Source organism: Methylophaga sp. OBS1, assembly GCF_026319365.1.
Genome location: NZ_JAPDMS010000001.1, coordinates 1,064,034 through 1,083,347, shown reverse-complemented (window position 1 = coordinate 1,083,347; position 19,314 = coordinate 1,064,034). Strand labels below are relative to the sequence as shown.

Below are 19,314 nucleotides of genomic sequence, written 5' to 3'. Positions count from 1 at the left end.
CGCCGGAGCTTAAAGAGAACCTGGAGCCGGTCCCCTGAAATGTTGCTAAGGATAAGGGATGCATCCAACTGAATTGTTTGGGCTGAGTCTGGTGTTGCTGACGGCGGCCGCGTTGCCGACTTTGAGTACGCTCTTGGTGATTTCCAACACGATGTTACATGGCGTCCGTTCAGGCACGTCCACAGCAGTCGGCGTTGTACTGGGTGACTTATTCTGGTTGTCGCTGGCGCTTTCAGGACTGGCTGCGGCTTATCCTCTCCTGGCACGTCACTGGTTCCTGATCAAGCTGATTGCCGCAATAGGCCTTATATACCTGGCAATGCGACTCTGTCTCCACAAGCAACCGCCGGTGCGTTCAGAATATGATGGGGCTCAAAGCGGACGCGGATGGCTGGCCGGCTTTATATTGACATTAACCGATCTGAAAGCGGTGTTATTTTATCTGGCGATTCTGCCGGCCTTTGTTGACTTGGCCAATGTGTCTTCTGCAGAGATAATGATGATTGTGAGTGTCACTGTATTCAGTGTCGGTGTAAGTAAACTGTTTTATGTGCTTATGACAGCCAGGTTGAGAGCGACTCTGAATCTGAAGCACATGAAGTTTTTGCGTTGGACGGCAGCCTTTATTTTTCTCCTGATAGCCACCTCATTGTTAATTCAAAACTGACTCACCTGAAGAAACTTTGTTTCAGCTGGAAACTGGGTGTGAGAAAACAGGTCTGTTAAGCGATAATTGTCTATTTACAGCAGCATCAAAAATTCTATGAGTGAAACCAAGCAGACCGAACTGGACGAAATCATTTGTGATTGCAGTGGCACCACCCGTGGCAAGATTCTCAGTCTGATCGAGCAGGGTATTATCGATCCTGACACTATTTCCCGTAAAACCGGTGCGATATCCGGCTGCGGTTCCTGCGAGTGGGATATTGAGACTATCCTCGGCGAAGCAATTGCCCAGCTCTGATCATGACTGCTTCAGGTTTTCCAGATACAAGACTGTGGCACCCGCGACTGCGGCTGGAATGACCAGAAAATTTACTATCGGAATCATGGTTGCCAACATAGTGGCACCACCAAAGCCCAGCGCCAGCCCACGGTTGTTTCTCAGAATGTCACGTTGCTGACGAAAATCGAGCTGATGGTTGCCCATCGGGTAATCATGATAATCCAGCGCCAGTGTCCAGCTGGTAAAAAACAGCCATAGTGCCGGCGCGAATAAATTCAGACCCGGAATCCATGACAGAATAAACAGCGGAATGATCCAGACCAGCAGATAAGCGGTTTTACGCAGTTCATTGAAGATCATCTTGGGACTGTCTTTGAACATCTGCGACCAGGGCATTTCCGGTGGCGGTGTCCCAGCCACGTTTCTCTCAACCATTTCAGCCAGAATGCCGTTGAACGGGGCGGCAAGAATATTGGCGACTACCGAGAAGCTGAAAAACACAATAATCACCAGCAGCAATACAAACAATGGCCAGATGATCCAGGTCAGAACACTTTCCAGCCAGGCTGGCAGCCAGTCCGGCATCAATGCATCCAGCCAGCCGCCGAAATGCGATAGCCCAAACCAGATAGCAACACTGAACAGGATGGTGTTAATCAGCATAGGCAGATAGGCAAAGCGTCGAACGCCGGGCTGATTAATTAAAGAAAAGCCTCTTAACAGGTAACGTGCGCCTCGGACAATGTTCTGCATGATCACCTCGGATAGGATTGATTCATTTCCAGATTTGCGAAATGAAAAAAAGTCGCTAAAAAATCTGTCACTTAGTTTGCCACATAGCGCGAACTATGCCAGCTTTGCAGCGGTTGAAGTGATTTGAATAGCCTATGCATCGACTAGATGACAATGAGGGAATGATAAGCGAGGGTGTAGCAGGATCAACAAACCACCGGCACCTGATGGTGCCGGTAGCCACAAGGTTATATTGATTAAGGCAGGTGAACCGGGGTGGGTGGGATCCAGCCTTCTTTGCGATGCTCAGCGACCACCGTGGTATAAACACCGCCGCGCACATTGAAAATACCGGTGACACGCATAAAACGCGGGTCGCAGGCTGCGACCAGATCGTTCAGAATAGTGTTGGTCACTTTTTCGTGAAACGCACCTTCGTCACGATAAGACCACATGTAGAGTTTGAAGGATTTCAGCTCGACGCATTTCTCGTCGGGTACATAATCAAGCTTAATCGTGGCAAAATCGGGCTGGCCGGTTTTAGGACATAGACAGGTAAATTCAGGTGTCTCAATGTGAATGGTATAATCACGCTCGGGCGTGGCATTATCAAAGGTTTCCAGATGTTTGCTTGGTTGAGTGGACATGGACAATCTCAAATTGAAGTTAAACGACTATTATCTCTTAACTAAAAGATTAAATTAAGTGTTAGAAATCATCGTCCTCACTCTCATTGTTATTGTCGCTTTCATCGCGACCAGCTGGTATGCACATCAGCGCAGCCAGGAGCGGGCCAGAGCGTTCGAAAGAGAGTTGGAAATTGATGAGTCCCGCGAGGACGATTCTTTCCAGCAGCGCTTTGACGCACTTTTCGAGCAAGAGTTGCATGATGACGAGCAAACTTTTTCAGAACAGGAAAAAACGCGCCTGACTGACACTCCTGAAAGAGAACCCGATCTGTTCGATGAGCCGTCACCGAAAGTAGACGAATCCGCCCCTGCAGTGCAGCCTGAGAAAGAAGCCGAAGAAGAAAAACCCGACTGGGAAATGGTGGTCGCTTTCACTATTATGGCACCGGAAGGCAGAGCCTTTACCGGCCGTGCAGTCAAAGCCGCGCTGGAGAAGCATGATATGCACTTTGGTGACATGCAGATCTTCCACAAGCATGTTGCCGGCTCACGCAAGCAAATCCTGTTCAGCGTGGCCAATATTCTGGATCCAGGCACCTTGTTGCCGGATAAATTCGTCTCCATGACAACGCCCGGTCTGCTGATTTTTACCCGTCTGCCGGGGCCGGTTAACGGTCTGGCGCTGTTTGATGATTTGCTGGATACCGCGCAGGGCATCAATGACCAGCTGGGTGGCATACTGTGCGATGAAGCCTGGCAGCCCGTCAGCGACGATGCACTGGAAACCACCCGTAGCAAAATCCTCCATTACCAGATGTCAGCACAGGCAGAGAGCAGCCAATTTTCGAATGACTACTACAACTGAGTTTGAGCAACGCGCCGCAGAATTGCGCGAGCTTATTAATCACTACAATTATCTTTACTATGTCGCTGACAACCCGGAAGTGCCGGATGCAGAATATGACCGGCTGTTTCGTGAACTGCAGGAACTGGAGCAGGCCAACCCGGAGCTGCTGACAGCAGACTCGCCGACTCAGCGTGTCGGCGGCGAGGTGTTGCAGAAGTTCGCCGAAGTCGAGCATGCGATGCCGATGCTCTCGCTCGATAATGTCTTTGATCAGGACGAGCTGACCGCTTTTGATAAACGTGTGCGTGACTGGTTGAACACGGACCAGCCACAAACTTATGCGGCGGAACCCAAGCTGGACGGGCTAGCTATCAGCATTCGCTATGAGAATGGGGTGCTGGTGCAGGCCGCCACCCGGGGTGATGGCAGCCGGGGTGAGGATGTGACGGCCAATGTCCGCACCATCAAATCGGTGCCATTGAGATTACAGGGCGACAACATCCCGGCAGTAATTGAGATCCGTGGTGAAATTTTTATGCCCAAAGCCGGGTTTGAAAAGCTCAATCAAACACAGCTCGAAAACAATAAAAAAGCCTTTGTGAATCCGAGGAATGCCGCCGCCGGTTCTTTACGGCAACTGGATTCACGAATTACGGCCCAACGACCGCTGGATATCTATTGCTATGGCATCGGTTATCTTGAAGGCATGGAGCGGCCGGAAAGTCATTCAGCTTCGATGCGTCTGATTGAAAAAATGGGCTGCCGGATATCGCCTGAGCTCAGAACCCTCACAGGTCTGGCCGAATGTCAGGACTACATTAACTGGTTGGGGGAGCGCCGAGACAGTCTGCCTTATGATATTGACGGCGTGGTGTTTAAAGTTGACAGCACCGGGCTTCAGGAAAGACTTGGCTTTGTCTCCCGCGCGCCACGCTGGGCGATTGCCTATAAATTCCCGGCGCAGGAAGAAATGACGGTAGTCGAAGATATCGAAGTCCAGGTGGGACGCACCGGTGCCTTGACACCTGTCGCCCGGCTGAAACCAGTCTTTGTCGGAGGCGTCACGGTCTCCAATGCGACCCTGCATAATGAAGATGAGATTCGACGCAAAGATGTGCATATCGGTGATACGGTGATTGTCCGCCGCGCCGGTGATGTCATCCCGGAAATTGTCAAAGTCATTGAGTCAAAGCGTCCTGAGTCAGTGCGTGAATTTGTGATGCCGACACAATGTCCGATTTGTGGCTCTGATGTGGAGCGCGAAGACGGCGAAGCAGTGTCACGTTGCAGCGGCGGTCTGTTCTGCGCTGCCCAGCGCAAGGAAGCGATCAAACATTTTGCTTCCCGCAAGGCGCTGGATATTGATGGTCTCGGCGATAAACTGGTCGAGCAAATGGTCGACAGTGGCATGATCAAAAATCCGGCAGACCTGTTTCTGCTCAGTGCCGAAGAGATTGCCGGTCTGGAAAGAATGGGGCAGAAGTCTGCTGAAAATCTGGTCAATGCCCTGCAGGCAGCCAGGGAAACCCGCTTTCCACGGTTTTTATATGCTTTGGGGATCCGTGAAGTCGGTGAAGCGACGGCACGTTCTCTGGCCATGCATTTTCACGATCTGGATTCGCTGATGCAGGCCAATGAGGAAGCGCTGGTCGAGATTGAGGATGTTGGGCCGGTTGTAGCGCATCATATCGAGACCTTTTTCCAGCAGGAACATAACCGCGAGGTTATCCAACGTCTGCTGGAAGTAGGGGTCAACTGGCCTCAGGAAGAGCAAGGCAGTACCAGCTCGGTCGTGAGCGGTAAAACCATCGTGCTCACCGGGACGCTGGATAAAATGTCACGCAGTGAAGCTAAAGAAAAGCTACTGGCGCTTGGCGCCAAGGTGGCAGGCAGCGTCTCGAAAAAAACCGACTACGTCGTAGCGGGTGCCGAAGCCGGCTCCAAGCTGACAAAAGCTGAATCTCTGGGTGTGCCGGTTGTCGATGAAGACACCCTGATTGAATGGTTAACACAGGAATAATCTATGACAGCTGTTGCTGATGCGATCAAGAAAGTCGCCACGGGACCGCATTTAAGTAAAGATCTGAGCCAGGAAGAGGCCTATGCCGCGACCATGGAAATTTTGTCCGGTGAAGCAGATCCAGTGAGAGCGGCAATCTTCTTTATTGCGATGCGCATGAAGCGCGAAACCAACGAAGAAAATCTTGGCATTCTGCAGGCGCTGCAGGCGAATACCGAACAGCAACAGGCAGAAGTAGATGATTTGTTGATTTTTGCCGATCCCTTTAACGGCTTTAACCGCCACTGTCCGGTAACGGCTTTCCTGCCGGCGGTATTGGCGGCAGCAGGTTTGCCGACTGTCTCCCAGGGCGTGTATGAAATGGGGCCCAAGTTCGGCGTTACTCATGCCCAGGTGCTGAAACTGGCTGGTTACAACAATATTATTCAGGTGCCTGAAGCCACACAGGCGGTTAATCATGTCGATATCGGCTGGGCTTACCTGGATCAATCGGCTGCCAGCCCCCTGGTTTATGCCTTGCAGGCACTACGCACACAGATGATTAAACGTCCCAGCATAGCGACGTTGGAAAAAATGGTGATGCCGATAAAAGCCAAAGCCAGAACCCATCTTGCTATTGGCTTTGTTCATAAGGAGTACCCGGCCATTCTGGGCTGGCTGGCCAAGGCATTTGGTTACGATTCGGCCTTTATTGCCCGCGGTCTGGAGGGCGGTATTGTGCCAACCCTGCGGGAGGCTTCCAATAATCACCGCATGCTTGATGGTGACATGCAGGAATGTCGACTGGACCCGGCTGACTTTGGGATTGAGCAGGACACCCGCGGTGTTAAAGTGGATGACGAAGTCACGGCTGAGAGAACGCTGGAAGAGGGTATGCAGGCCCTGAGAGGTCAGACCGGTCCGGCATATGACAGTCTAGTCTATGGTGCCGCCATTGCTTTGTGGCATACCGGGCTGCAAGCTTCACAACGTCAGGCGGCTGACCACGTTCGCACTATTATCAATAACGGCAATGCCAAAGCACATTTCGAGGCTGCTATTCAATCATGATTTATCAACACACACTCACCTATAACAACCAGGGGCGCAGTACCAGCAACATCACCCGCGATGTGCAGCAACTGGTGTCAGAATCCGGCATTCAGACCGGTACCTGTCACGTTTTTGTGCAGCACACCAGCGCGTCGCTGATGCTCTGCGAGAATGCCGATCCGGATGTCCGCCATGATCTGGAAACCTTTATGCAGCATATCGTGCCGGATGGTGATCCCATGTTTCGTCATCAGGATGAAGGGCCTGATGATATGAGTGCTCATGTGCGCACTGTGCTGACAAATCCGGATCTGACTGTACCAGTCAGTGGCGGGCAGTGTGACCTCGGTGTCTGGCAGGGCATTTATCTGTGGGAACACCGCACCGATCCCCAGCGACGTCGCGTGATTGTCACGGTGCAGGGTGAATAAAGATGAGTGAATTTGAAGACGGCAGTGAAGAAAACTGGCCTCAGGACTGGGATAACGAGAAAAGTAAGACCCAGGTCAAAAAGGAGCTTCAGGCTCTCAGAGAACTGGGCAAAGAATTGATTAATCTGCCCAAAAGAGATCTGGACAAGCTGGATCTGCCTGAGGAGCTGCGTGAAGCCGTTGATGATGCGGGTGCAATGAGTAAAGGGGCATTGAAACGCCAGACCGGTTTTATCGGTGGGCTGATTGCCGAGCTTGATCATGTGTCGATTGAGCGTCAGCTTAATCAACTGAAACAACCGCATCAGGGGCAGGTGAAACAGTTTCATCAATTGGAAAACTGGCGGGACCGGCTTTTAGCTGGAGATGATGACGTTTATGGTGAACTGATCAACGAGTTTGATGCCTTTGATGTCCAGCATGTTCGCCAACTGGTCAGGAATGCAACTCGTGAAGCGAAACAGAATAAACCGCCGAAATCAGCGCGGCAGGTTTTTCAGTATCTGCAGGAACTGCAGCAGAATCACTGACGTGGCAGTTCGATAACAAAGCTCGCACCGCCCAGGCGTGAGCGTTCGAGGTTGATATTGCCTTCGTAGGCCACAATGATATCGCTGACAATAGCGAGACCCAGGCCCTGGCCTTCGGCCTGGGTATCAATGCGGTGCCCGCGTTTAATCACAAAGCCTTCAGCCCGTGCCGGGATGCCGCTGCCATCATCTTCGACACGGATGCGAACATTGCCATTTATGGTGGTGACAATCACATGAACTTGGTGTTTACAGTATTTGTAGGCATTCTCCAGCAGGTTGCCCAGTAGCTCATACATATCCCCTTCGTCGGCATGGATATAGGCATCGCGTTCGATTTCACACTGACTGCGGATAGTCTTGCTTTGATACACCTTGTCCAGACTGCTGGTGATTTTGTAGATAATCTCGCCCAGTGATACCGGTGCAAGCAGACTGCTTTTGCCTTCTGTGGAGGCACGTTGTAACTGATAATCAACCAGCGTACTGATGCGATCCAACTGTTCGTAGCCGGTTTTACGGAGTTGTTGCATATTGTCGCTGTTTTCCAGTTCACCCCGGAACACCGATAAGGGGGTTTTCAGACTGTGAGCCAGATCCGCCAGTGAGTGTTTGTAACGTTGTCGTCGCGATTCTTCATGGTCAAGCAGGGCATTGATTCGAAAAGTGAGCTGTTGCAGTTCCTTTGGATATTCATCATTGAGACGGCGGTGTTCTCCGGTTTCAATAGCATGTAAATCGATGGCTACGTCGTATAGAGGCCGAAGACTCCAGCGCAGTATAATCCACTGTGCAATCAGCAGCATCAGACCGGTACCGCCCAGCCAGTACCATAGACTGCGCTGAAAACTGGCGGTCTGTTCCTTCAGTACCTGCATATCCTCAGCCACATTAATGGTGTAGGCAATTTCCTTACCCTCATCGGTCTCCCAGACAATGCCAAATGCCAGGTTCAGCAGGCTCATGCCGGTTTCCATCTCGACGACGTGGTATTCCTCCTGGGACGGCTCTGGGGTGAACGGCAAAGCCAGGAAGTGGCCTATCGCCGACGGTGACTGCCAGACAATCTCGCCTTGTTGGGTGATTTGCGCATAGAGACCGGAATTGGGAATCGAAAACTTGGGTTCTGCCAGATCAGCCGACATCACCAGTTCACCAGAGGCATTGATATCGGCTGCAGTCAGCAGGGTGTAGACGTAATTCTGCAGACGTTTTTTCTGTTCATGCTCGGCGCTGCTTTCAAAAGCATTGTTAAGACTGACGGCGGATAATCCAAAGAATGCAGTTAGCACCAGGCTGACGGCTATCAGAAGTCGGTTGGAGAGGGAAAGCTTATTAACCACGTGGCAGATTCAGCCGGTAACCGCGACCACGTAAAGTTTCAATCGGGTTCAGAGCCTTGTCCGGGTCAAGTTTGCTGCGCAGGCGTTTAACAAACACTTCGATGACGTTACTGTCACGATCCTGATCCAGTTCGTAGATATGGTCGGTCAGTTCAGTTTTTGATATCACTTCACCGGCATGCAGCATCAGATAATGTAATAGCCGATACTCATAAGCAGTGAGATCTATCTTGTTGTCATCCCTGGTGACTTGCTGCGTGCTGGGATTCAGACAGATGGGGCCACAGCAGATTGTCGCGTTCGCCCAACCTGAAGCCCGCCTGGCCAGCGCATTGAGACGGGCCAGTAACTCTTCGAAATGAAAGGGTTTAACCAGGTAATCATCAGCACCCGATTCCAGTCCTTCCACCTTGTCCTGCCAGCGGCCGCGGGCGGTCAGAATCAGTATCGGGTAATCAAGGCCTTGTTGACGCAGTTGTTGGATCACCTCAATGCCGGAAAGTTTAGGCAACCCCAGATCAATAATGGCTACATCATAAGTGTATTCAGTCCCCATAAACAGGCCTTCTTCGCCGTCTGCGACCGCGTCGACAGTCAGGTTCTGATCGTTTAATTGTCTGGTGATTTGCTCACGCAGATGGATTTCATCTTCTATCAGTAAAACGCGCATGCTGTCTCAGGGAAGGGTATGACCGCTATCACGGTCGATACGGTGAACTTTTACTTTGCCATTGTCGTGGAGCACTTTGACCCGAAAAATCAATTGATCGCCGTTGGGCTGTTCCTCTACAGAGAGAATTTTGCCACCGGTTTCGATTTTAGCCAGTTCCGCTGCTGTATGCTTGGTCAGTGGCAGTGTGATTTCGTTGATGATATTCCCCGGTTGCTGTTCATATGGGATGGCGTCATCGGCATGAACAAACGAGCCCATCAGCAAACTAAACAGCAATACACAGCGAAACTTAAACATGGGATTACCTTATCATTATCAGCCGTATTTTTAACAGCATCTGCTGTTAAAGCAAGTCCGGACAGTCACTCACTATTGTCCTGGATTGGTTCATTTCATTTTTTCAGGTTTTACGGCATCAATTGCGCCATCCGCCCGGGCTTTAAGATAGCTATAAATATTGTCCCGACCCTGCATCACAGACTGATTTGATTGCCAAGCCGGCATCATCCCGATTCGACCGGTTTTGCCCTCGGCTACTGTTTTCATAAACTCTTCATAAGTGATTTTATTGAGGCTTTCTGCCAGATTAGGCCCAGCCAGCCCCTGGCCGTAAGTACCGTGACAGCGTGCACACCAGTTGCGGTAGAGCTTGAAACCATTATAGGTATCGGCATCCAGTTTGTTGCCATTGGTAACCGTATAGGGTCTAGGACCCGCGGCTAATACCGGGAGGGCGGATAGGTAAGAAATGGCAACGCCCAGTGTCATTGTCAAAAGCAGTTTTTTCATAATAATCACCTCAATAATTAGCAACGAAGCGGTTCAAGCTGACTCGCGCGGCATGGAGTCCATCATGGTGGTGCTAACGCAACCATCATCCGGGTCACTCATTGTATTAAGCATTCTTTTTTGCCGAGCTTATGCTCTATACACTCCATCAGAGCCGTCGGGCAATCTATGCACCATGAACATCCTCGCATTAACCTGACCACTCTTCGAGAGAACACGGGTTATGCCATTGGCGATAGCGCTGCTGTAAAACAGCTTGTGTCAGGACCGTGTGGCTGGGTATTCCTCATATCCAAGTGCTGCACTTTTTACCGTTTCGATTGGGTAGGCCGGTTCCAGAACGGACAAACGGGCCATACCTCTACAGGAATAAATCCGATATTTACGATCATCGCGATCTGTGGTTCCACCTGCTGACAGGAATTTGGAAGCGGAAGCCGCAGTGATACTTTTCATAACATAGACCCACGTGTGACAGTGTCTGGAAAAGATTAACAAGCGATAACTGAACCATCACTGAATAATGAGGGCTTTTTCCCAACAAATTATTTGCTAAGTTGTGAACTGGCTCACATGTTGAACTGTGTCACATATGATTTACTGTGCAAACCTGTGACAGAGTTCACAAGTACGAAAAAAGCGAAAATTGAGTCTGGAGTATCATTGACTACTAAAATCAGCATGAATAAGGATGTCCGTGCCGTTGAAGCGACCGCTTTCGATCCCATGCGGTTGCAGCTCCTGTTACAGCAAGGCCCCATTGCTATCATCACTAATCTGATTGTCAGCTCGCTGACGGCTGTGATTTTGTATCCTGCCGTTAATCAGCCGTTGTTACTCTGGTGGTTGGGTGTTGCACTTGTCGTCAACAGCGGAAGGCTATGGCTGTGGCGAATCCTGCGTAACAAAAGTGCAGAGCAGCTTGTTCAGGAAACCATTCAGGCGTACGAAAATCACTATGCCATAGCCCTCTTTGTCAGTGGCTTGATTTGGGGATCATTGGGCCTTTTCTTCCATGCAGAACTGCCCCTGACACAACAAATGACCATACCGCTGGTTGCCTGCGGTATGTCCGCAGGTGCCGTTTTCTCATATCTCAGTAGTTTGCGGAGTTTCTCTGCGTTTGTTCTGCCCCTGTTGCTACCAGTTTGTCTTAGCATTTTTTCGGCAGGCCTATACACCGTGGCAATGATAACGCTGGTTTATCTGCTTGCCATCATGCTGCTGGCTCGTAACCTCAATCATAAAATGCTTGAAAGTTTGAGGTTACGCCATGAAAACCAATCATTAGTCAGCCACTTGTCCGATATTAACCGGAAACAGGCAGAACTACTGAGCGAGCTACGCGCTAAGGAAACCTTTTTGATGCACACCTTTGAAGATGCGGGTGTGCCTATGCTTTTAATGGATAAAAGCTTTGTGATTCTGGATGTGAATAAGGCCGGCTGTGAGTTGTTCGGTTTTGACAAAACCAACTTGCAGGGTAAACACGCCATTGAGTTATTGCATCCCGATGACAACGCAGAAATCAGCTCACAGTTCAAAAAGCTGCTTGCAGGTGAAATCAGACAATATCGAGTCACCCGTCGTTGTATCAGTCGTCAGGGAGAAACGCTATGGCTGAACTCAACCATTTCGGCAGTGCGCGGTGAAGATAACGAGATAGAGTATGTGGTTATCCAGGCGCAGGACATTACCGAGCAGTATCTGCTGAGCAACGATCTTCAACATCAAGCCCTGCATGATGCCATGACCGGCCTGCCCAATCGCCGGGCGCTGGAAAAACAGATACAGGCGGTACTGTCCCAGCCATTGCACACAGGTTACGTACTTTGTTATCTCGACCTGGACCAGTTTAAGGTGATCAACGATACCTGTGGTCACATTGCCGGTGATGCGCTGCTTAAAGAGGTAAGTCAAATACTTCGCAAGGGGTTGAGAGAGCAGGATACGCTGGTGCGCTTCAGTGGCGATGAGTTTGCGATTCTGATGATAGATTGCTCGCAGGAACAGGCACAACGTATTCTCGAAAACCTCCTGGAACATATTCGCACATTCAGCTTTGAGTATGAAAATCATACCTTCAAAGTTTCTGCCAGTATGGGGCTCGTGGTTGTAGATGAAAACAGCACGCTTGTTGAATTGCTTAAACAAGCCGACAGTGCCTGTTATGCAGCGAAAGAAGCGGGACGTGATCGCTTGCATATATTCAGTGAGACGGATTCTGATCTGGTGCAACGCAGTGGTGAAATGCGCTGGGTAGCGCGCATACAGCAGGCATTGAGAGATCATCGCCTGGTGCTTTACAGCCAGCCTATCCAGGCTCTGCATTCGCGCAATAAAGGCAAGTCACATTGTGAGTTGTTGATAAGAATGCTCGATGATGACGGTAAAATTATCTCCCCGGGGGCGTTTTTACCGGCTGCGGAACGATACAATCTGGCCGCCGCCATTGATATGTGGACTGTGGAACACGCGTTATCGCGCCTAAAAGCAGCAAGTGCTGCAGGACGTGATATCAGTGGTATTTATGCGATTAACCTGTCAGGACAGTCACTCGGTGATGGTCGGTTCTATGAGCGAATTATTCAACTTATCATCGATGCGAGACTCAGTGATCATGATGTCGTTTTGTGTTTTGAGGTCACTGAGACAGCGGCTATTACCAATATGCGTTCGGCTTTGCACTTTATTAACGAACTGCGCCAGATTGGCTGTCAGTTTGCATTGGATGATTTCGGCAGCGGCCTGTCGTCATTTGCCTACCTAAAACAACTGCCGATTGATTACCTGAAAATCGATGGCATGTTTGTCAGAGACTGTGTGCACAATACGGTGAATCTGGAAATCGTCAATTCCATCAATGGTATCGGGCAGGTGCTGGGCCTGAAGACGGTAGCCGAATTTGTCGAGGATGAAGCCACGCTGATCAGTATGAAGCACATTGGCGTCGACTTCGTGCAGGGCTATCTGATTGCTGCTCCTCAGCCGTGGGAAGTCTAGATCAGCACTGCTGCCACTGTTTCTCAAGACGTTTGGCACTGATTGGATAGGCCGTTTTCAGCTCCTGTGCAAACAGAGAGATCCGAAATTCTTCCAGCATCCAGCGGTATTCATAGAAAGCCTCGGTCTCGATCTTGTTCACCTTGCTGATAAATTTCTGCCAATGCGGTTTGACCTCAGCCATGCGCTGCCGGTCTTTGGCAGGATCAGTCAGTAATTTATCGAGACGGATACCCGCTGCCTGGCAGTAGACCGGTAATCTTTTCAGCGCTTCATCCGGGGTGTCGTGGACAAAACCCTGATAGACCAGAAAACCCAGCTGTTCCCTGATGTCATTAACTGCGTTGATAGCCGCCAGCGGGATATTGCTGCCCAGACGCTTGGCGATGGCATGATATTCAGCCAATGGCGATGCGATGTTCTGTGCCAGTTCCGATGCAATTTTGATTAAATCGCCACGGCGACTGTTGAGTCGCTGTTCAAATGCTTCGCGGCTGCGAATGGCTGCCTGCTCAAGAATAAAGCAGCGATCAAAGGCAACATGAATCAGATCAGTTTTCAGTTGCTCGCAGGGAGTCAGCCTGCTGTTGGTTTTATCACCGTAGGGAGAAGGCGGCACATTGGCATAATGCAGGCACATCTCCTTAATACCGGGTAGGTTCTTGTGCAGGTATTTCACCGCATCGGCCTGTGCCAGCATGAACAGGCGGCGCAGCCCCAAGCGGGTCAACTGACGGGCCTGGGCGGCGGTATCCATCAGCGTCAGATCAACACTGTCTGTCTTGTCGATCAGGGCAGGATAAGCGGTCATTTCCAGACCGTTCTGCTCCAATGTAATTTGTTCCGGCAGCGCGTCAAAAGACCAACTGGTCAGCCCGGTTTTTTCATATTCACTGTCCGGAATCTGGCGGAAACTGGCAGCCGCTTCACGAGCCCAGTCTTGTTTCAGGCGATTTAAATCACGGCTTTCATCCAGCAGTTTGCCATCATCATCGACCAGCCTGAAATTCATCTGCAGATACAGTGGTAACTCGTCGGTACGCCAGTCTTTTTCATCAATTTCGACACCGGTCAGCTTGCGCAGACGTTCGCTTAAGGCCGGAAGCAGGGCACCGGATTCAGGCGATAAATCTTTAAGGCAGTCATCGGCATATTTCGGTACCGGGATGAAGTGACGGCGTAAAGACTTGGGCAGCGCTTTGAGCAGGAAGACAATCTTATCGCGGAGCAAGCCCGGCACCAGCCACTCATAGCGTTCGGCACTGGTTTGATTCAGCAGCGACAGGGGAATTGTCTGGGTGATACCGTCATGCTGTTTACCCGGTTCGAAGTGATACTCCAGTTTGAGCGGCACCCTGTTGACCAGCATCTGATCAGGATAATAATCGGCGGTGACCTGTTCCGCCTCATGCTGCATCAGCAGTTCCTTGCTCAGAAACAGCAGTTTGGGGTCGTCTTTTTCAGCCTTTTTACGCCATTTTTCGAAGCCGGCGCCATTGATAATGTTATGGGGGATGCGGCTACGGTAGAAATCAAACAGAATTTCTTCATCCACCAGTACATCGCGGCGGCGGGATTTCTGCTCCAGCAGTTCGACTTCCTGAATTAGCGACTGATTATGGCGGAAGAAGGGCGCCCGGCAATGCCAGTCGCCATTGACCAGGGCTTCACGGATAAATATCTGATTCGCGAGATCCGGGTCCAGCGGACCATAATGCACACGACGACGGGTGACAATCGGCAGGCCATAGAGCGAGACAGATTCGAAAGCCACCACCTGGGCTGGCTTCTTTTCCCAGTGCGGATCACTGTACTGGCGTTTGACCAGACTGCCGGCGATGGGCTCGATCCATTCCGGTTCAATCTTGGCATTGATGCGGGCGTAAAGCTTACCGGTCTCGACCAGTTCTGCCGCCATCAGCCATTTGGGACCTTTTTTATGCAGCGCTGAGCCCGGGAAAATACCCAGTTTCAGGTTACGGGCACCGGTGTATTCGAATCGGTCAGTTTTTACGGCAATGTGGCTTAGAAGCCCGCTGAGCAAAGCCTGATGAATACTGTCATAGGCTGCTTCCTGCGTATTGAATTTGAGCTTGAGTTCAGAAAGCTGAATATGCAGTTGCTGGTGAATATCATGCCACTCGCGCAGACGCAGGAAGGAAAGAAAGTTTTCCTTGCAGTACTTACGCAGTTTGTTCTGGCTCAGGTGTTTTTTCTTGTCGTGATACAAATCCCAGAGCTTGAGAAAGCCGATAAAGTCGGAGCGTTCGTCTTTGTATTTAGAGTGCGCTTCATCAGCGGCCTGTTGTTTGTCCATCGGCCGTTCGCGTGGGTCCTGAATACTGAGCGCACTGGCGATCACCAGCACTTCAGTCAGGCTGCCGAGATCTCCGGCTTTGAGCAGCATTCTGGCGATTCTGGGATCTATCGGTAGTTTGGCCAGTTGTCGACCGGTTTCTGTGATGCGTCGCTGACGATCGACTGCATCCAGCTCATCCAGCAGACGGTAGCCATCATTGATCATCTTCTGCGGCGGCGGGTTGATGAACGGGAATTTAGCCGGGTCGCCCAGTTTCAAGGCTGACATCTGCAAAATCACCGACGCTAGGTTGGTACGCAGAATTTCCGGGTCGGTAAAAGCTGGCCGGGCTTCGAAGTCTTCTTCATCATAGAGCCGGATACAGATACCGGCAGCGACACGACCGCAACGCCCGGCACGCTGGTTGGCACTGGACTGGGAGATTTTCTCGATGGGCAGGCGCTGAACTTTGTTTCTGACGCTGTAGCGACTGATACGCGCATTACCAGGATCCACGACATAGCGTATGCCGGGCACAGTCAAAGAGGTTTCGGCGACATTGGTGGCGAGAATAATGCGACGCTGCCCGCCGGTTTTGAATACCCGGTTCTGTTCAGCGGCCGATTGTCTTGCAAACAGCGGCAGGATCTCGGTTTGTGGTGGATGATGCTTACGTAAAGCTTCAGAGACATCACGGATATCCCGTTCGCCGGCAAGGAATATCAGCACATCGCCCGGGCCTTCCCGGCAGAGTTCATCCACGGCGGCAACGATACCTGACACCATGTCGTAATCGGGCGATTCTTCATCCGGCGTCTGTAGTGGGCGGTAACGGATATCGACCGGGTAGGTGCGGCCACTGACTTCAATGACCGGCGCATTATCAAAATGTTTGGAAAAGCGCTCAGTGTCGATGGTGGCTGAGGTGATAATGACTTTCAGATCCGGGCGCTTGGGCAGCAGTTGTTTGATATAACCCAGCAGAAAGTCGATATTGAGGCTGCGTTCATGGGCCTCGTCAATGATCAGCGTGTCGTACTGATTGAGAAACTTATCATTCTGGGTTTCTGCCAACAGAATCCCGTCGGTCATCAGCTTGACGTAGCTGCGATCGGCGTTGACGTGATCGTGGAAACGGACTTTATAGCCAACGGTCTGACCAATTTCCGACTGCAATTCTTCAGCGATACGGGTGGCGACCGTGCGGGCTGCGATACGGCGGGGCTGAGTATGGCCAATCATGCCGGTCACGCCACGGCCGAGCTCGAGGCAGATTTTAGGTAACTGAGTGGTTTTACCGGATCCGGTTTCACCACAGAGAATGATCACCTGATTGTCAGCAATCGCCCGTTTGACTTCTTCGCGGCGCTCGATAACCGGCAAATCGGCCTCGAACGTAGGCTTGGGAATGTTCTGCCGGCGCTTTTCTGCCCGCTCAACCGAGGCTATGACCTGCTGCGCCAGAGCAGCGAGCTTGTCCTGATTTTGCTCTTTTTTCAATCGCTGCCAACGCTGAGTCAGACGGTGCCTGTCACTCAGCATGGTCGATTCTAGCAATGTGTCGAGATCGGGCGTCTGGTTACTCACAATAGAAACGCAAAAGCGTTTATTTTACAGTTTCCAGGCCAGCGACGCAGTATATTTAAAGTCATTGTTGTTAATGCCTTCTTCGGTGGCCGAGTCGTATTCGTTGAGTAAGCCCAGTTTGAGGGCGACTCCGACGTAACTGTTGAGATCAAGCACCCAATCGAGCGAGGTCAGGTTACGATACTCGGAGGTATCCCGCAGACTGGGGTAAAAGCTGTTTGCAAACTCGATTTGCTGGTAGTCATTCACCTTCCACTGGGTTTCCAGGCCGATCAGACCTTCCGGGGTGAACTCTTCTCGCTGGCCGCCAAAAGTCTGATTGAAACCGAGACCACTGCGGCCCAGCAGCATCCAGTTTTCGGTTTTGGCAAATTCATAGCCGACACCACCGTTAGCGTTGACGCGCAAATCCCAGTCTTTGAACTCATCCCAATCAACACGCCCACCGGCGAAATGAAACCAGGGCGTCGTCGGCCGCAGCCAGTCACGGTTAATAGAGGAAAAGAAACTGTGATCCGAGAGTGCCTCTTCGGACTTGGCGCGGAAATAGGCGCTCTTGTGCGAAATGCGGGTGTAGCCACTGTCATAATCGGCACTGAAACCGATGTTGACCTGATGATTTTTGGATTTACCGGCACTGCCTGCAATGCCCAAATCTACCCGACGCTTCCAATTCACCAGGACGCCGCTGCCAAAAAGTCCGTTATCTTCGTTGTCAGCCGACTGCTCTGTGACGGTATCGGCCACGTCTACCGTCTCACTTTGCTCGGGGAGTGCGGCTGTTTGTCTGACTGCCATCACCTGATTTTTGTCGAGCTTAAGTTCGCCGAGGACAGGATGGCTGATCAGGATGTGTGCCTCAGTCTGGCTGAGGATCTCAGCGCTAAGTTGATCACCATTGATGAGTTCTATCTGAGACGGTGCCGCCTGCAGCGGAAAGCTCAGTAAGAAGAGCAACAGCAGCGCGGTTGATAGGATAGAAAGCCATTTAAAAGACACGGATAAGTTCCTGTAAAGAAATAAAAAAGGCAACGTCAAATGACGCTGCCCGCGGATTATACCTGACAGGAACTGAAAAAAATCAGCAGTCGTTATTATTTATCTCACCATCGGGCATGATGGTATTGCAGTACAGAATGCCACGCATCTGAGCACCTTCAATATTCGCACCAGTGAGGTCAGCATCTCGCAGATCAGCGAAAATCAATTGGGTGCCGGACAGGTTGGTATTTTTCAGATTAGCACCATTGAGTTCGGCGTAATCCATCAGCGAACCGGAAATATCAGCGCCTTCCAGATTCGCGCCCTGCATGCGAGAGTGAGTAAACCAGACACCGACCAGTTTGGCATGGCTGAGATCGATACCTTTCAGATTAGCTTCGCTCATATCCGCGCCGCTCAAATCCTTGCCGCTCAGTTCGGCCTCACTGAGGTTGCAGAAATTGCACTGCCGGGTTTCCAGTAGTCTGTCCAGATAGACTTTTTCATAAGCTGCGGCACTGCCGGCAATGATAAGACCAAGGATGAGAAGCGCTTTATTCATGATTGTCTCCTGCTACGCTGCGGGCCACTTCCCGCGGAAGAATTGTTCGGATAATGGACGGCGCTGACGCGGTTTAAGTTCCCGTTCCATCTGTTCTTCAGTCAGGCTGTCCAGCGGGGCCGGGTGACCAATGGCAATCATCGACCAGAGGCGAATGTTATCCGGAATGCTAAACGCTGCCCGCATTTTGTCCGGATCATACCCTCCCATCTGATGACTCATCAGGCCGAGTGAGGTGGCCTGCAGACAGAGGCTGAGGCTGGCGGCGCCAGTATCATGTCCAACCCAGGGGTTATTTTTGTCCTTTTCGCGGAATTCGGTGACCGAGGCGGCAAGAATCAGCAGCGGGGCGTCCTGCGCCCAGGTCTGGTTACCAGGCATCAGCGAATCAAAGGCTTTGTCCCAGGCCGCTTTATCAGTGAACTTGTTGCAAATCAGGTAACGCCAGGGCTCTTCACCGGAACAGGAGGGCGCCCAGCGGGCCGCTTCCGTGAGTGCCACAATGTGTTCCTCGCTCACCTCAAGGTCCGGATCGTAGGCCCGGCCGCTCCAGCGTTCGGCGAGTAAAGTATCAATGTCTTGTTCGGTGTCCGCTGGTTTCTGAATCATGTTGTTACCTGGGTAGTTGAATCGACGGATCTTTGGCAGGGCGGTAGAAACCGCCGATGTTGCCGATAACCAGTATCAGATCGGCACCGGTGGTTTGCGCAATCTCGTCCAGCATCGCCTTGCGTTCTGCGCGCTCCTGGCCGCTAATACGGACTTTAATCAGTTCGTGATGTTCCAGCGCATTGTTGATTTCCGCGACAACCGACTCGGTGAGACCGCTGTTACCGACCATCACTACCGGCTTGAGAGAGTGCGCCAGCCCCTTGAGGTAGCGTTTTTGTTTATCCGTGACTGCCATGAA

20 protein-coding genes are annotated in these 19,314 nt (G+C 51.2%); 8 read left to right on the top strand and 12 right to left on the bottom strand.

The genetic code is table 11. The features are described 5' to 3' along the window. The first annotated feature begins 58 nt into the window (after positions 1–58). Entirely contained in the window at positions 59–667 is a 609-nt protein-coding gene (locus OMQ46_RS05245) for a LysE family translocator (RefSeq protein WP_266235247.1), read from the top strand. Between the two features lie 96 nt (positions 668–763). Continuing rightward, positions 764–964, top strand: a complete 201-nt coding sequence (locus OMQ46_RS05240; RefSeq protein ID WP_266235248.1) for a (2Fe-2S)-binding protein — start codon at positions 764–766, stop codon at positions 962–964. On the opposite strand, the gene cysZ is transcribed toward OMQ46_RS05240, so the two are convergent. Then, positions 965–1,699, bottom strand: a complete 735-nt coding sequence (cysZ, locus tag OMQ46_RS05235; RefSeq protein ID WP_266235249.1) for a sulfate transporter CysZ — start codon at positions 1,697–1,699, stop codon at positions 965–967. 236 nt (positions 1,700–1,935) lie between these two features. Beyond that, the gene (queF, locus tag OMQ46_RS05230; RefSeq protein WP_266235250.1) at positions 1,936–2,325 is read right to left on the bottom strand and encodes a preQ(1) synthase; all 390 of its coding nucleotides are present in this window, start codon (positions 2,323–2,325) and stop codon (positions 1,936–1,938) included. Between the two features lie 58 nt (positions 2,326–2,383). On the opposite strand from queF, the gene OMQ46_RS05225 reads away from it, so the two are divergent. From OMQ46_RS05225 to yjgA, 5 genes are read left to right on the top strand one after another with little or no spacing between them, the layout of a single operon-like run. Beyond that, positions 2,384–3,172 (top strand): cell division protein ZipA C-terminal FtsZ-binding domain-containing protein, encoded by a 789-nt coding sequence (locus tag OMQ46_RS05225; protein WP_266235251.1) that lies wholly within the window; start codon positions 2,384–2,386, stop codon positions 3,170–3,172. After that, positions 3,156–5,174, top strand: coding sequence for an NAD-dependent DNA ligase LigA (gene ligA, locus OMQ46_RS05220; protein ID WP_266235252.1), 2,019 nt, complete (start codon positions 3,156–3,158; stop codon positions 5,172–5,174). Before OMQ46_RS05225 ends, ligA begins: the two co-directional genes overlap by 17 nt. Before the next feature lie 3 nt (positions 5,175–5,177). Beyond that, positions 5,178–6,224, top strand: coding sequence for an anthranilate phosphoribosyltransferase (locus tag OMQ46_RS05215; protein WP_266235253.1), 1,047 nt, complete (start codon positions 5,178–5,180; stop codon positions 6,222–6,224). Beyond that, positions 6,221–6,637, top strand: coding sequence for a secondary thiamine-phosphate synthase enzyme YjbQ (locus OMQ46_RS05210; protein WP_266235255.1), 417 nt, complete (start codon positions 6,221–6,223; stop codon positions 6,635–6,637). The genes OMQ46_RS05215 and OMQ46_RS05210 overlap by 4 nt, the downstream gene beginning before the upstream one ends. 2 nt (positions 6,638–6,639) lie before the next feature. Further along, complete coding sequence (yjgA, locus tag OMQ46_RS05205; RefSeq protein WP_266235257.1) at positions 6,640–7,167, top strand: ribosome biogenesis factor YjgA; 528 nt, start codon at positions 6,640–6,642, stop codon at positions 7,165–7,167. Here yjgA and OMQ46_RS05200 read toward each other — a convergent pair. From OMQ46_RS05200 to OMQ46_RS05180, 5 genes are all read right to left on the bottom strand, one after another. Beyond that, on the bottom strand, positions 7,161–8,510 hold the full coding sequence (locus OMQ46_RS05200; RefSeq protein WP_266235258.1) for an ATP-binding protein: 1,350 nt from the start codon (positions 8,508–8,510) through the stop codon (positions 7,161–7,163). The two genes, yjgA and OMQ46_RS05200, sit on opposite strands and share 7 nt — an antisense overlap. Further along, on the bottom strand, positions 8,503–9,180 hold the full coding sequence (locus OMQ46_RS05195; RefSeq protein WP_266235260.1) for a response regulator transcription factor: 678 nt from the start codon (positions 9,178–9,180) through the stop codon (positions 8,503–8,505). Before OMQ46_RS05195 ends, OMQ46_RS05200 begins: the two co-directional genes overlap by 8 nt. Before the next feature lie 6 nt (positions 9,181–9,186). Next, on the bottom strand, positions 9,187–9,480 hold the full coding sequence (locus tag OMQ46_RS05190; RefSeq protein ID WP_266235262.1) for a PepSY domain-containing protein: 294 nt from the start codon (positions 9,478–9,480) through the stop codon (positions 9,187–9,189). 90 nt (positions 9,481–9,570) lie between these two features. Further along, a complete protein-coding gene (locus tag OMQ46_RS05185) occupies positions 9,571–9,972 on the bottom strand; it encodes a c-type cytochrome (RefSeq protein WP_266235263.1) in 402 nt (133 codons plus the stop codon). Positions 9,973–10,233: 261 nt separating this feature from the next. Beyond that, on the bottom strand, positions 10,234–10,428 hold the full coding sequence (locus OMQ46_RS05180) for a hypothetical protein (protein ID WP_266235265.1): 195 nt from the start codon (positions 10,426–10,428) through the stop codon (positions 10,234–10,236). Between the two features lie 207 nt (positions 10,429–10,635). On the opposite strand from OMQ46_RS05180, the gene OMQ46_RS05175 reads away from it, so the two are divergent. After that, positions 10,636–12,975 carry a putative bifunctional diguanylate cyclase/phosphodiesterase gene (locus tag OMQ46_RS05175; RefSeq protein WP_266235885.1) on the top strand — a complete coding sequence of 780 codons (2,340 nt, stop codon included), beginning with the start codon at positions 10,636–10,638 and terminating at the stop codon, positions 12,973–12,975. 1 nt (position 12,976) lies between these two features. Here OMQ46_RS05175 and hrpA read toward each other — a convergent pair whose 3' ends face one another. From hrpA to yhbY, 5 genes are all read right to left on the bottom strand, one after another. Continuing rightward, positions 12,977–16,861 (bottom strand): ATP-dependent RNA helicase HrpA, encoded by a 3,885-nt coding sequence (gene hrpA, locus OMQ46_RS05170; protein WP_266235270.1) that lies wholly within the window; start codon positions 16,859–16,861, stop codon positions 12,977–12,979. Between the two features lie 24 nt (positions 16,862–16,885). Beyond that, positions 16,886–17,860 carry a DUF481 domain-containing protein gene (locus OMQ46_RS05165; RefSeq protein WP_266235272.1) on the bottom strand — a complete coding sequence of 325 codons (975 nt, stop codon included), beginning with the start codon at positions 17,858–17,860 and terminating at the stop codon, positions 16,886–16,888. Positions 17,861–17,942: 82 nt separating this feature from the next. Beyond that, entirely contained in the window at positions 17,943–18,404 is a 462-nt protein-coding gene (locus OMQ46_RS05160; protein WP_266235273.1) for a pentapeptide repeat-containing protein, read from the bottom strand. Positions 18,405–18,416: 12 nt separating this feature from the next. Then, entirely contained in the window at positions 18,417–19,013 is a 597-nt protein-coding gene (locus tag OMQ46_RS05155) for a nitroreductase family protein (RefSeq protein ID WP_266235275.1), read from the bottom strand. A 4-nt stretch (positions 19,014–19,017) separates the two neighbouring features. Then, complete coding sequence (gene yhbY, locus OMQ46_RS05150) at positions 19,018–19,311, bottom strand: ribosome assembly RNA-binding protein YhbY (protein ID WP_266235277.1); 294 nt, start codon at positions 19,309–19,311, stop codon at positions 19,018–19,020. Positions 19,312–19,314 lie beyond the last annotated feature (3 nt).